Genomic DNA, 13,224 nt, shown 5'->3' with positions numbered 1-13,224 from the left:
CCGGCCAATGATGAGACGGTTTTTTCGATCGTGCTGGACCTTCCTCTCCAGGCGCGGCCATGGGGCGAACGCTGATCCGCCCGCGCCGAGCGCGCAGGCGGCCTCGATCCGCACCGTCCTGTCCTCGATGCGCGGCGCCTTTCTCGGCATCGCGGCCTTCTCCGGCATCATCAACCTGCTGGCGCTGACCGGCTCACTGTTCATGCTCCAGGTCTATGACCGCGTGCTGCCGAGCCAGAGCGTGCCGACCCTCGTCGCCCTGACCGTCGTCGTCGCGGGGCTGTTCCTGTTCCAGGCCGGCTTCGACGTGATCCGCTCGCGGCTCCTGGTGCGCGTCGCCTCCCGCGTCGACGAGAGCTTCGGCGAGCGCACCTACCGCGCCGTGCTCGGGCTGCCGCTGCGCATGACGGCCTCGGGCGATGGCTTGCAGCCGATCCGCGATCTCGACACGGTGCGCGGCTTCCTCTCGGGGCCCGGGCCGGCCGCCATCTTCGACCTGCCCTGGATCCCGATTTATTTGATCTTCGTCTATCTGCTGCACCCGCTGCTCGGCCTCATCGCCACCGGCGGCGTCGTCCTGCTGCTCATCCTGACCTTCCTCACCGACCATCTCTCGCGCGCCTCGACCGCCGATGCGACGGCGCACGGCCAGCACCGCGCCGGGCTCGCCGCCGAGGGCCGCAAGAACGCCGAGGTGCTGCACAGCATGGGCTTCGCCGACCGCATGGTCGAACGCTGGCTGGCGGCGAGCGAGCGCCATCTCACCGCCCAGCAGGCGGCGAGCGATGTCTCCGGCGGCTTCGGCTCGGTGGCGAAAGTCTTCCGCAGCTTCCTGCAATCGGCAATCCTGGCGACTGGCGCCTATCTCGTCATCAAGGGCGATGTCTCGGCAGGCGCCATCATCGCCTCCTCGATCACCTCCTCGCGCGCGCTCGCGCCGATCGACACCGCCATCAGCCATTGGAAATCCTTCCTCGCCGCCCGGCAGGCCATCGCCCGCCTCGAAACGCTGCTGCGCTCGCCCTTCGCCGCGGTGAAGCCGATGCCAATGCCGCTCCCCGCCCCGACGCAGGGCCTCACGCTCGACGCCGTGGCGGCCAGCGCCCCCGGCCTGACCGAGCCGCTGATCCAGAATGTCAGCTTCCGCCTCAAGGCCGGGCAAGGGCTCGGAGTGATCGGCCAGAGCGCGGCGGGGAAATCGACGCTGCTGCGCGCCATCGTCGGCGCCTGGCCGCTGCTGCGCGGCACCGTGCGGCTGGACGGCGCCACGCTCGACCAATGGCATCCCTCCCAGATCGGCCGCCATATCGGCCACCTGCCCCAGGACCCGGCGCTGTTCGACGGCACTATCGCGGAAAACATCGCCCGCTTCGATCCCGCCGCCGACCCCGCCGCGATCTTCAAGGCCGCCCAGGCCGTCAATGTCCACAAGATGATCCTGATGCTGCCACAGGGCTATGAGACCCGCATCGGCCCCGAGGGCGGCGCGCTCTCCAGCGGTCAGCGCCAGCGCATCGGCCTTGCCCGCGCCTTCTACGGCGACCCGTTCCTGATCGTGCTCGATGAGCCGAGCGCCAATCTCGACACCGAAGGCGAGGACGCGCTGACCGTGGCCATTCGCGGCGTCATGGAGCGCGGCGGCATCATCATCGTGGTGACGCACCGGCCGAGCGCCATCGCCGCCCTCGATCTGGTCGCCGTGATGAGCGAAGGCACGCTGCAATATTTCGGCCTCAAGGCGGAAGTGCTGCGCCAGACCCTCAAGCCGGCGTCGAAACCCGCGCCCTCGCTGCCGGATGGCGGCGCGCTGGCCGAGGCCGCATCGAGGCGCAAGGCATGAGCCCCGCCATCCTCGCAGCGCCCGCATCCGCCAGCCGCCGCAACGCGAGCAGCGCCGCGATCAGGCGTCACGTCCAGCTCGGCTGCCTGCTGCTCGCCCTGCTGGTCATCGGCATCGGCGGCTGGGCGGCGACCGCGACGCTCGCCGGCGCCGTCATCGCCCCGGCGGCGGTGATCGTCGAGACCGACGTGAAGAAGGTCCAGCACCAGATCGGCGGCATCGTCTCCAAGCTCAATGTCCGCGACGGCGACCATGTCGAAGCCGGCGCGGTGCTGATCCGCCTCGACGACACGCTGACCGGGGCCAATCTGGCCATGGTGACCAACACGCTCGACGAACTGGCCGGCCGCCGGGCAAGGCTGCTCGCCGAACAGGACGGCGCCGCCGCCGTGACCTTCCCGGAGGACCTCACCAGCCGCGCCGGCGCCGGCAATGTCGCGCGCCTGATCGCGGGCGAGCTGAAGCTGTTCGAGGCGCGCCGCGCCGCCCGCGCCGGACAGGAGGGCCAGCTTCGCGAGCGCATCGCGCAATTCTTCGAGGAGGTGAAGGGCCTGGAGGCCCAGCGTAACGCCAAGGCCCAGGAGATCGCCTTCATTCACGACGAGCTGCGCGGCGTTGAGAGCCTTTACGCGCGCAACCTGCTGCCGATGAGCCGGGTCACCTCCATGCGCCGCGACGCCACCCGCCTCGAGGGCGAAAAGGGCCAGATCATCTCCTCGATCGCCCAGGCCAAGGGCAAGATCGCCGAGACCGAACTGAAGATCATCCAGATCGACCAGGATCTGCACACCGAGGTGCTGCGCGACCTGCGCGACATCGACGCCCGCTTCGGCGAGCTGATGGAACGCCGGATCTCGGCGGAGGACACCTATCGCCGCGCCGAGATCCGCGCGCCGCAATCGGGCATCGTGCATCAGCTCGCGGTGCAGACGGTCGGCGGCGTCATCGGCCCCGGCGAGACGCTGATGCTGATCGTGCCGCAGGCCGAGGGGCTGTCCATCGAGGCGCGCGTGCCGCCGCAGAGCATCGACCTGGTCCGCCTCGGCCAGGACGTGCAGATCCGCTTCTCCGCCTTCGACCACAATGCGACGCCGCGCCTCAACGGCTCGGTCCGCGTCATCGCCGCCGACGTCACCCGCGACAGCCGCACCGGCCAGACCTATTATGCCATCCGCATCGCCATCTCCGACGCCGAGATCGCCCGGCTGAAGGGTTTGCAGCTCGTGCCGGGCATGCCGGCTGAAGCCCACCTCCAGACGCATATGCGCACCGTGCTCTCCTATCTGTCGAAGCCGCTGACCGACCAGTTCGCGCGCGCCTTCCGCGAAGATTGAGACCCGCGTAGGGATTTCCACTGAGTCGCATCGCCATGCGGCGCCGTGCTACGCAAAAGGGATTGCGGCCCCGCATTTCGCAACTTAAGGTTGCGGCAAGTTTCATGGGCAAAATCTGCTTAAAACTCGGCAAGGCGAATTAACCGAAGTGAATCGATTTTGTATTTACGGCGCGGGCGGCCATGCGAAGGACCTCCTGGCCCAGCTCATCTTTGATTTCGGCCGGGACGGCGTGCTCTGCCTTGTCGACGATTTCGAGTCCGGGCGCCAGCAGGCCGGTTTCGACGTGCTCGATTTCGAGACCGCCTGCCGCCGCCATCCGAAGGCCAATTGGCTGATCGCGGTGGGCGACCCGTCGCAGCGGCTCCGCATCACCCGCGCCATCGAGAGCCGGATCGGCGAGGAAAGCGCCTTCGTCAGTTCGCGCGCGTTCGTTGCCTATGATTTCGCGCCGGCGCCCGGCGTCCAGGTGCTCGCCGGCTGCTGCATATCGGCGGAGGTGACGCTCGGCCGGGGCACCATCGTCAATCTCGGCTCGACCATCTCGCATGAAAGCCGGATCGGCGATTTCGTCAGCATCTCGCCGGGCTGCACCCTGGCCGGGCGCGTCCGCGTCGAGGATGAAGTCTTTCTCGGCACCGGCGCCACCATCATGAACGGCACCGCCGAGCGGCCGATCACCGTCGGCAGGAAGTCCGTCGTCGGGGCGGGCGCGGTCGTCATCCGGGATGTCGCGGCGGGAAGCACGGTGGTCGGCGTGCCGGCCCGGCCGATGGGGCAAGCCAAATGCTGACCGTTTCCCAGCCCATCGTCCCCGATTTCGAGCGCTTCACCAGCTATTTGCGCATCGCCTTCGCGGAACGCCGCTTCACCAATAACGGGCCGCTGCTCTCCCTGCTGGAACTGCGTCTGCGGGAGCTGGTCGCGGCGCGCAATCTGATCCTGGTCAGCAACGGCACCATCGCGCTGCAACTGGCCCTGCAGGGGCTCGGCGTGAAGGGCGAAGTCATCACCACGCCCTTCACCTTCTGCGCCACCACGCACGCCATCGTCTGGGCCGGCGCGCAGCCGGTCTTCGTCGATATCGATCCGCATAATCTGACCATCGATCCCGCCCGGATCGAAGCCGCGATCACCCCGCGCACCGAGGCGATCATGGGCGTGCATGTCTATGGCCGCATCTGCGATGTCGACGCCATCCAGAAGATCGCCGACAAACATGCCCTCGCCGTCGTCTACGACGCCGCGCATTCCTTCAACGCCGCCTTCCGGGGCACGCCCATCGGACAGTTCGGCAATGCCGTCGCCTATAGTTTCCACGCCACCAAGATGTTCCACACGGGCGAGGGCGGCGCCATCGAGACGTCGAGTTCGGCGCTCGCCGAGAAGCTGCGCGGCCTCCGCAATTTCGGCATCGAATCGGAGGATTCGATCACCCAATGCGGCACCAACGCCAAGATGTCCGAGCTGTCCGCCGCCATGGGGCTCGCGGTCCTCGACAAGATCGGCGAGGAGGGGCGCGCCCGCTCGCAATTGCGCCTGCTTTATAACAGCGTCTTTGCCGATCTTGCCGGCATCTCCCTCTTCCCCGGCCCGGAGGACAGCGCGACCGATATCTACTACATCATCCGTTTCGACGCCGACCGCGTGCATTTGCGCGACCATGCCCAGGCCCAGCTCAAGCTGCGCGGCATCCTCGCCAGGAAATATTTCTACCCTCTCACCAGCGACGTCTCCTTCGGCTACAGCCATCCGCAGGACGCCGCGATCCCGGTTGCGCGCCAGGCCAGCCGCGACGTGCTCGCGCTCCCGTTCCACAGCGGCGTGAGCGGCGCCGACGTCGAGAATATCGCCGCCGTGCTGAGGGCCGTTCTGGGCACCAATGTCAGATGATCACCGTCATTATCCCCGTCTACAACAATGAGCAGACCCTGGACGCGGCCGTCGACTCCGTCGTCCGGCAATCGATCTTCCGCGACATCCGCGTGCTGATCTGCGACGACGCCTCGACCGACCGCTCCGCCGAAAAGGCCGCCGCCTGGGCGGCCCGCCACGACAATATCGAACTGCTCGTCAACCCCGCCAATCTCGGCGTGATGGGCAATTACCGGAAGCTGCTCGACCTCTGCGACAGCGCCTTCGTCGCCCCGCTCGAGGCCGACGACGTCTGGACCTCGAACACGCGGCTGCAAATCCTCGCCGCTTTTCTCGCCCGCTCGGAAGCCCCGTCCTGCTTCAACCGGTTCCTGATCCGGGACGGCGGCCGCTACCGGCTCGGCGCCGCGCAGCTCCATCCGGAGCGCTATTCCAGGCTCTCCGCCTTCGATCTGATCGAGGAAAACTACCCCGCCTCCTTCACCAATTGCTTCTACAAGACCTCCGTGTTCCGGGACATCCTCGCCGACACGCAGGAAAGCTTTGGCTACGATTGGATGGTCAACACCATCATGGCCGCCAGGGGGCTCGGCATGGATTTTTTCCCCGCCGTGCTCTCGACCTATCACATCTCGCCCAATGGCGCTTGGTCCTCGCTCGACCGGGGCCGCAAGATTTCGAAGACGCTGGAGACATTGCTGGCGATGCAGACGCATCTGCCCGCGCGCTATTCTCAAAATATCGGCCGCCGTGCTGATGCGCTCCGCCGGGAGGTCGCAAATGCCTGAGATTTCGGTGATCGTGCCGTCCTATAATCACGCGCCCTACGTCCTGGACGCGGTCGCCAGCGTTCTCAACCAGACCCATCCCGTCGCCGAGATCATCGTCGTCGAGGACGCCTCCTCCGACGACAGCCTGACGCGGCTGCGCGGGCTGGACGATCCGCGCATCAAGATCATCGCGCTCGACCGCAATGCCGGCGGCAGCGAGAGCCTCAATATCGGCATCCGGGCCGCGCGCTGTCCCCTGATCGCGATCTGCAATTCCGACGATCTGTGGGAGCCCGCCAAGCTGGAGCGGCAGCTCCCCTGGCTCATATCCGATCCCAATATCGGCGCGGTCTTCACCAACGTTTCCTGGATCGGCAAATATAGCGAGGAACTGGGCGACAAGGGCGGCGGCCACGGCGATGTTTTCCGGGTGGAGAACCGGTCGCGCCATGCCTGGATGCGACGGCTGCTGGAAGGCGGCAATTGCTTCTGCCACCCCTCCGTGCTGATCCGCAAGAGCCTCTATGACAGCGCCGGCCTCTACGACAATCGATTGCGGCAACTGCCCGATTACAAGATGTGGCTCGCCATCGTGAGGCGCGCCGAGATCCATGTGCTCGATGAAAAGCTCGTCCGCTTTCGCATCCACGACAATACCAGCGCGCCCTCCCCCGCCGCCTCGACGCGCGACCGCAACGAGTTCTTCGACATCTTCTCCGAATTCATGCAGTCGATGTCCGCCAGCGACTTCTTCCTGGCCTTCGGCTCGCGGCTGCCGCCGAGCGACCCGCGCTACGATCTCGCCGTCGAGAAAGCGCTTTACCTGTGGTCGATGACCGGCGCGATCTCGCCGATTGCCTCCTGGGTCGCCAACGACATGTGCATGCGGCTGCTGGACACCGACGCCGGCAGGGCGGCCTGGGCCAGCTACGGCTTCACCATGGTCGATTTCCATCTGCTTCGCGGCATCGAGAGCCCCTGGCTGCGGGGCCGGACCGAGGGCGATTTCACGGCCGGCGAATGCTCCGTGCTGGCGCGCATCGGCGCCATCGCGAGACTGGGCCCGCAGGCGCCGCTGGTCCAGAGCAGGCGGGCGCCGCTGCAATTCCAACACAAGGTCAAGCGGGAAATTCTGAGACTCGGCCGCCAGTTGCGAGGCCTTTATGCGATGATGCGCCCCGGCGAAGCCAAACCCGATCCCAGCGGCTGAGCAGGCGCCTTCGTGGACCGGCCGCGGACATCCCCCTCGGACAAAGTAACCGGGCTCGACGCGATCCGCGGCGCGGCGGCATTCATCGTCTTCACCGGCCATTTCTTCCGCAATTTCGCGCCGGGCTTGGAGCGAAGCGCCAACGGCACGCCGTTTTATACCCTCTTCAATGGCTCCGCTGCCGTCATCGTGTTTTTCGTGCTCTCCGGCTTCGTGCTGAGCCGCCGCCCGCTCAGAAGCGGCCGCGTTTTGGACATCGCCGACGCCGCCATCAAGCGCTGGCCGCGCCTCGCCGGGCCTGTGCTCCTAGCCGGCTTCGCCTATATTTTCGGGGCCGTAAGCGGGGCTTTTCCAAGACCCGCACAGGTGATTGCGGGCAGCGAGCCCTACCTGCCGTTCCTGCTAAGGGGCTATGGCCGGCACGCGGAAAACATCGGCGGGGTGCTGCAGGAAGCCTCCTTCTGGGCGTTTCTCGGCAGCGCGCCCAAATTCAACGAAGTGCTTTGGACGATGCACTGGGAACTGATCGGCAGCTTCGTCACCTTTGCGATGGCCCTCGTGATCTGCCTGCGGCTGCCGCTGCTGCTGCTCGCGGTCGTTGCCGCCGCCGCCGCTGCCCATCACCCCTATCTGAGCTGCTTTCCTCTCGGCATGATCTTCTGTTTGCTGCATGAAAGATATGGCCGCGATGCCAGCATGGCCAATTGGCTTGCCATCGGGCTCGTTTCACTCGGCCTCGTGCTATTTTCCTACAACCTGCTCGACCCTGCCGGCCTCTGGGGCTGGGCCGCTACGCTGCCGGCCGGCACGCAGCTTTGGGCCTGGGTCATCATCCAAAATGTCGCCGCCATGTGCTTCATGAGCGTCGCGCTCTACCATCCGGGGCTTCGCGCGCTGCTCTCCGGAAGGCTCGGCGCTTTTCTCGGTGGAATGTCCTTCCCCTTCTATCTCCTGCACGTCTTCGTGCTGTGCTCGTTCACGTCATGGATGTGCATTCTGGCGGGCGCAAAAGTGCCGCCGCTCTGGCTGGCCCTCGTCCTCTATGCGCCGACCGCGCTGGTCGTGTGCCTTGTCGCCTACCCGCTGATGCGGTTCGACGGCTGGTGGGTCGGAATGCTGAATGCCGCGGTGCCGGCCGCTCGGCGGGCGCTGGCCGCGCTTTACCGGCGGCCGGCGGCCGCGCGCTGAATCTCCGCCGACCGGATGCCGACGAACATGCCGCGATGATGGGTGCTGTAATAGCCGCCCTCCATCGAGGGCCGGATGCCGTCATGCAGCCAGTCCGACTGCTCGAAGACCAGATCGAAGCCGCAATCCTGCAGTGTTTGCAGGATCGCCGGCTTGGTCAGCCAGAAGGACAGTTTGTTCATCCAGCTCGTCCATTTGAATGCCTCGATCTCGCTTTCGGACTCGGCATTGTGCTCGGCATACCATTTGCCCGGCAGTCCCTCATTCTCGGTGAGCGGCGACAGCTTGAACACCGCGCTCTCCTTCTCGACCGCATAATGGGTGTTGATGATGACGACCCCGCGCGCATGGTCCGCCATCAGACGAATGAACTTTGCCGGCTGGTCCAGATGATAGAGCAGCCCGCAGCAGAACATCGCGTCGAACTGGCCATATTCGGCCAGATTCCAGACGTCGTCCTTTTTGAAATCCAGATTCGGCAGCCCGAGCTCCTGGCGCACGCGCTGGCAATTTTCGAAATTCGCCTGCCGGACTTCGATGCCCACGGCCCGCATCCCCATGCGCGAGAACTCGGCGGTGTAGCCGCCCTCCAGACAGCCCAGATCCGCGATCGATTTCTCCGGCAGCGCCTCGCCATAGACGACCCTCAGCACCCGCGCCGCCGCCTTCATCCAGGTGCTGTCCGCGACCAGATATCCGATTTCCGGGAAGGTCTCGCGTCCGTCGGGAAGCCTGATGTTGTGGGCGGTAAAGCTCAAAACTGTGTCCTCGCGCTCAAGGGAAATCGTGCAGGCCAAGTGCAAATCGCCCGAACGGCCGCGGCAGGGGTCGCCGCCTGCTCCGCCCAAGGCTCTAAATTCGCAGGCGGCATGATTACCAAGCAAAACCTGTGGTTGCAATGCGCGGGCGCCACGAATTGACAAGCCTTCACGCACGCCCCGCGCCCCCGGCGCGCAAAACCGTTGCGCCCGTGGATAAGTTTGGCCTCGCCTGGATGTGCGCTTGGCATGCGCGAAGCGCACGCATAGATTGTGCCGCATGATTATTGCATTTGCGGATCGGCATGCGCTGATCGAATTCATCGGCCCCGGCGCGGTCTCGACCATGGTCGAGCTCGGCGTCTTCGAGGGCGCGTTTTCCGACCATTGCCGCCGCGTCCTCAATCCCGGCCGGCTGACGCTGATCGACCATTGGGATTACGCGAAATATGATTTCGTCCTGGAAACGGCGCCGCAATCCAGGCATATCCGCTCCATTTTCAAGGATTATTTTGGCGGCAACCCGGACAAATCCTTGCAGGCGGCCTATGCCAAGGTGATGGAGCGCTTTCGCGGCGACCCATCGGTGCAGGTGCTGCGGCTCGACATTGCCGAGGCCGCAAGCCGGTTCGCCGACGCCTCCCTCGACGTCATCTATCTCGATGGCAGCCACACCTATGAATATGTGCTGCGCGACCTCAATCTCTGGTTCCCCAAGCTCAGTCCGGGCGGCCTCTTCATCTGCAATGATTTCTGCGAGTCGCAAACCGCCTCGCTGCAGAATATCGGCGTCATTCCGGCCGTGCTGACATTCGCCAAGCGCAACAAGATCTATCCGATCGTGCTGTCCGCTTCCGAATGGTCGGATTTCTATTTTTCCAACCGGCCCTCGTCACCGCTGATCGACCGGCTCGGCGCCGGCCTGCTCGCCTCCGGGGCCAATACGGTGGAAATCCCGGTCGAGCTGCTGGGCTCCTACCATCATAATGTCGTGCAACCATCCATGCGCTGGATCCCGTCGTTCCGCGCCAAGGATATCGCGCTCACCGGCTAAAGGCCGGGGTGAGCAAGCGGGCATGGAGATGCCGCGGGCGCCGGGACGCGGGTCGCGCTTCCGGGAAATTGTGCGGAGGCGTAGCTTTGCAGAACACCGATGCGGCGGGACATCACGCCGACCTGCTCATATTCGACGACAGCCTTCCCACGGGATACTCGCCGTTCCGCAACCTGGAATACGGCCATTACCTGTCGTTCTTCGACGCCAAGATCGTCTCCACCGAGCAGCATCCGCGCGACCGCGATCAGCGTTTCGCGGCAGCCCTCGAGGCGCTCAAACTCGATCCGGCGCTCAAGGCCAGGATCGTGCCGTTCGGCGATGGCTCCGCCGCCAATGGCCGCCTCGCCTATGTCACCTTCCTCGCCAACGCGTCGGCGCTGCTGCCGTTTTTCGAGGCGCTCGAGCTGCCATTCATCTTTCAGCTCTATCCGGGCGGCGGCTTCGGGCTCGACCAGGCGGAGTCCGACGCCAAGCTGCTTCCGATCGTCGCCTCTCCCTTGTGCCGCAAGATCATCGCCACGCAAAAGGTCACGAAGGACTATCTGATCTCACGCTTCGGCTGCGATCCGGCCCGGATCGCGCTGGTTTTCGGCGGCGTCTTCGAGAGCCGTGGCGATTTCGACTTCCACCGCGACAAGCAGCAATTCGGCCGCCAGAAGGACACGCTCGATCTCTGCTTCGTCGCGCATAAATATGCCGGCGACCTCGTCTCGAAGGGCTATGACGAATTCGTCCGCATCGCCACCGCCCTGGCCTCCGGCGATCCCCGGCTGCGGTTTCATGTCGTTGGGAATTACGGCGCCGGCGATATCGCGCTGGGCGGCGCGGAGGCGCAATTCGTCTTCCACGGCAGGCAGCCCAGCGATTTCTTCGCCAGCTTCTATGCGTCGATGGACGCCATCATTTCCGTCAACCGGCCCCATGTTCTGGCGCCGGGCGCCTTCGACGGCTTCCCGACCGGCGCCTGCATCGAGGCCGGCTGCCGCGGCGTCCTGAACTGCATCAACGATCCGCTCGAGCTCAACCCGTCCCTCACGCCGGGCGAGGATTTCATCCTGCTGGATTTCGACCTGGACCGGACCGTCGCCAGCTTGCGGCGCCTGCTGGATGACCCGGATGAGCTCTACCGGCTGGCCTATGCCAACTGGCGCAAATATCTCACCGTCTTCGACACCGATCGCCAGCTTTGGGCCCGCACCCGGCTGATCGTCGCCGAACTCGCCCGCCAGCCTCCCGCCGCCATGCCGGCCGCGCGGACGAGCATCTTCCACCCCGATCCCGTCCAGGCCGCGATGGAGAAGGAACGCCGGCGGCTCGTGGCAGCGTACCAAAAGCTGGAAGGCGAAGGCAAGCGCCTCGCGGAAGCCTACCATGTCCTGGAAGGCCACTATCATGCCGCCGAAGGCGAGCGGAAGCGGCTGGAGCGCTATATCAAGGTCAACGACCTCTAGCGACGTCAGCGCCTTTGGCGCGCAGGCGGAACCGCGTCGCAACCTTGGCGTTCAGACAAGAGCCAACCATGGCCGTACTCCAGCCGGGTTCCTCTCTCACCGGCGCTCCCATGGTCCACCGCCTCTTCCGCCAGCCTCGCGCAACGGACGGAAGCTAAAAGGCACGGATGAGTTCGTCATCACGCGGAGAACGCTAATGGTGCGCACGATCGAAGCAACACGGCCGATCAGCGAATCCATACCCACCCCCCCAAAAATCAAAGTTTCCTTGAAGATCAATGGAGACTTAAAGCAGCTCCAGATTGCGCCATGGACGAGTTTGCTCGACCTTCTGCGCGACACTCTCGACCTCACCGGCACGAAAAAGGGGTGCGACCACGGCCAGTGCGGCGCCTGCACCGTTCTGGTCGACGGGCGCCGCGTCAATAGCTGCCTGACGCTGGCGGTCATGAAGGACGGCTCCGAGGTGACGACCATCGAGGGCCTGATGGCCGACGGCAAGCTGCATGCGCTGCAGCAGGCCTTCATCGACCATGACGCCTTCCAATGCGGCTACTGCACCCCGGGCCAGATCTGCTCGGCGGCGGGACTGCTCGCCGAAGGCAAGGCGCACACGGCCGAGGAAATCCGCGAATTGATGAGCGGCAATATCTGCCGCTGCGGCGCCTACCCCAACATCGTCGCCGCGATCCAGCAGGCCATGTCCGCAATGGGTGGCAATTCATGATCAATTTCCAATATGCGCGCCCCAATGAAGTGGCCGACGCCGTGCGCCAGATCGCGGCCGACCCGAGGGCGCGGTTCATCGCCGGCGGCACCAATCTGCTCGACCTGATGAAGAGCGACGTCGAACAGCCGAGCCGGCTGATCGACATTTCCCGCCTGCCGCTGAAGAGCGTCGAGGAAACTCCCGATGGCGGCCTGCGCATCGGCGCGCTGGTGCCGAACACCGACCTTGCCTATCACCCGCTGGTCGAGAGCCGCTATCCGCTGCTTGCCAGCGCCATCATGGCCGGCGCCTCGCAGCAATTGCGCAACATGGCCTCGACCGGCGGCAACCTGATGCAGCGGACGCGCTGCTACTACTTCTATGACATCGCGACGCCCTGCAATAAGCGCGAGCCGGGCAGCGGCTGTTCGGCCATCGAGGGCCTCAACCGCATGCACGCCATTCTCGGCACCAGCGAAAGCTGCATCGCCGTCTATCCCTCCGACATGAGCATCGCGCTCGCGGCACTCGAGGCGACGGTGCGGGTGATGGGGCCAGGGGGCGAGCGCACCATGGCTTTCGCCGACTTCCACCGCCTGCCCGGCGACACGCCGGAGCGCGACAACAATCTCGAACCGAACGAAATCATCACCGCCATCGAGCTTCCGCCTCAGGGTTTCGCCAAGAATCACAGCTATCTGAAGATCCGCGACCGGCTGTCCTACGCCTTCGCGCTGGTCTCGGTCGCCGCCGCGCTGGAGATGGACGGCGAGGCCGTCAAGGAAGCACGGCTGGCGCTCGGAGGCGTCGCGCACAAGCCCTGGCGGGTCGAGGCGGCGGAAGCCGCGCTCGCCGGACAGCCCGCCAATGAGGCCAGCTTCGCCAAGGCGGCGGACATCGTGCTGAGTGGCGCCAAGGGCTTCGAGCATAATGCCTTCAAGATCGATCTCGCCCGGCGCGCCATCATCCGCACGCTGACCCAGGCGGCCAACGGCACGCCGCAATCGCAATCCAGCAAGAAGATCCGGTGAC

General features: G+C 65.4%; 12 protein-coding genes. 11 read left to right on the top strand and 1 reads right to left on the bottom strand.

Annotated features, from left to right (window positions below):
• Positions 1–7 precede the first annotated feature (7 nt).
• From BLEFHOIH_RS24930 to BLEFHOIH_RS24900, 7 genes are all read left to right on the top strand, one after another.
• A complete protein-coding gene (locus BLEFHOIH_RS24930) occupies positions 8–1,840 on the top strand; it encodes a type I secretion system permease/ATPase (protein WP_245297185.1) in 1,833 nt (610 codons plus the stop codon).
• Positions 1,837–3,174 carry an HlyD family type I secretion periplasmic adaptor subunit gene (locus tag BLEFHOIH_RS24925; RefSeq protein WP_088348770.1) on the top strand — a complete coding sequence of 446 codons (1,338 nt, stop codon included), beginning with the start codon at positions 1,837–1,839 and terminating at the stop codon, positions 3,172–3,174. Before BLEFHOIH_RS24930 ends, BLEFHOIH_RS24925 begins: the two co-directional genes overlap by 4 nt.
• Positions 3,175–3,322: 148 nt before the next feature.
• Positions 3,323–3,967 carry an acetyltransferase gene (locus tag BLEFHOIH_RS24920; RefSeq protein WP_170937368.1) on the top strand — a complete coding sequence of 215 codons (645 nt, stop codon included), beginning with the start codon at positions 3,323–3,325 and terminating at the stop codon, positions 3,965–3,967.
• On the top strand, positions 3,961–5,067 hold the full coding sequence (locus BLEFHOIH_RS24915; RefSeq protein ID WP_088348768.1) for a DegT/DnrJ/EryC1/StrS family aminotransferase: 1,107 nt from the start codon (positions 3,961–3,963) through the stop codon (positions 5,065–5,067). Before BLEFHOIH_RS24920 ends, BLEFHOIH_RS24915 begins: the two co-directional genes overlap by 7 nt.
• Positions 5,064–5,837 (top strand): glycosyltransferase family 2 protein, encoded by a 774-nt coding sequence (locus tag BLEFHOIH_RS24910; protein ID WP_088348767.1) that lies wholly within the window; start codon positions 5,064–5,066, stop codon positions 5,835–5,837. Before BLEFHOIH_RS24915 ends, BLEFHOIH_RS24910 begins: the two co-directional genes overlap by 4 nt.
• On the top strand, positions 5,830–7,029 hold the full coding sequence (locus BLEFHOIH_RS24905) for a glycosyltransferase (RefSeq protein WP_170937367.1): 1,200 nt from the start codon (positions 5,830–5,832) through the stop codon (positions 7,027–7,029). The genes BLEFHOIH_RS24910 and BLEFHOIH_RS24905 overlap by 8 nt, the downstream gene beginning before the upstream one ends.
• A gap of 12 nt (positions 7,030–7,041) precedes the next feature.
• Positions 7,042–8,217, top strand: coding sequence for an acyltransferase (locus BLEFHOIH_RS24900; protein ID WP_088348765.1), 1,176 nt, complete (start codon positions 7,042–7,044; stop codon positions 8,215–8,217).
• Here BLEFHOIH_RS24900 and BLEFHOIH_RS24895 read toward each other — a convergent pair.
• Complete coding sequence (locus BLEFHOIH_RS24895; RefSeq protein ID WP_088348764.1) at positions 8,190–8,975, bottom strand: methyltransferase domain-containing protein; 786 nt, start codon at positions 8,973–8,975, stop codon at positions 8,190–8,192. The two genes, BLEFHOIH_RS24900 and BLEFHOIH_RS24895, sit on opposite strands and share 28 nt — an antisense overlap.
• A gap of 280 nt (positions 8,976–9,255) precedes the next feature.
• Between BLEFHOIH_RS24895 and BLEFHOIH_RS24890 the strand changes: the two genes are divergently transcribed.
• The 4 genes from BLEFHOIH_RS24890 to BLEFHOIH_RS24875 all read left to right on the top strand — a co-directional run bounded on the left by BLEFHOIH_RS24890 (position 9,256) and on the right by BLEFHOIH_RS24875 (position 13,223).
• Positions 9,256–10,029 carry a class I SAM-dependent methyltransferase gene (locus tag BLEFHOIH_RS24890; protein WP_088348763.1) on the top strand — a complete coding sequence of 258 codons (774 nt, stop codon included), beginning with the start codon at positions 9,256–9,258 and terminating at the stop codon, positions 10,027–10,029.
• 86 nt (positions 10,030–10,115) lie between these two features.
• Positions 10,116–11,483, top strand: coding sequence for a hypothetical protein (locus BLEFHOIH_RS24885; RefSeq protein WP_088348762.1), 1,368 nt, complete (start codon positions 10,116–10,118; stop codon positions 11,481–11,483).
• 196 nt (positions 11,484–11,679) lie between these two features.
• On the top strand, positions 11,680–12,210 hold the full coding sequence (locus BLEFHOIH_RS24880) for a (2Fe-2S)-binding protein (protein WP_088348761.1): 531 nt from the start codon (positions 11,680–11,682) through the stop codon (positions 12,208–12,210).
• Entirely contained in the window at positions 12,207–13,223 is a 1,017-nt protein-coding gene (locus BLEFHOIH_RS24875) for a xanthine dehydrogenase family protein subunit M (RefSeq protein ID WP_088348760.1), read from the top strand. The genes BLEFHOIH_RS24880 and BLEFHOIH_RS24875 overlap by 4 nt, the downstream gene beginning before the upstream one ends.
• The last annotated feature ends 1 nt before the right edge of the window (position 13,224 follow it).

Source organism: Rhodomicrobium sp. R_RK_3, from assembly GCF_002198715.1.
Lineage (GTDB): Bacteria > Pseudomonadota > Alphaproteobacteria > Rhizobiales > Rhodomicrobiaceae > R-RK-3.
Note: the sequence above shows the minus strand (reverse complement) of the source record. Positions and strands in the feature narration are given on the sequence as shown.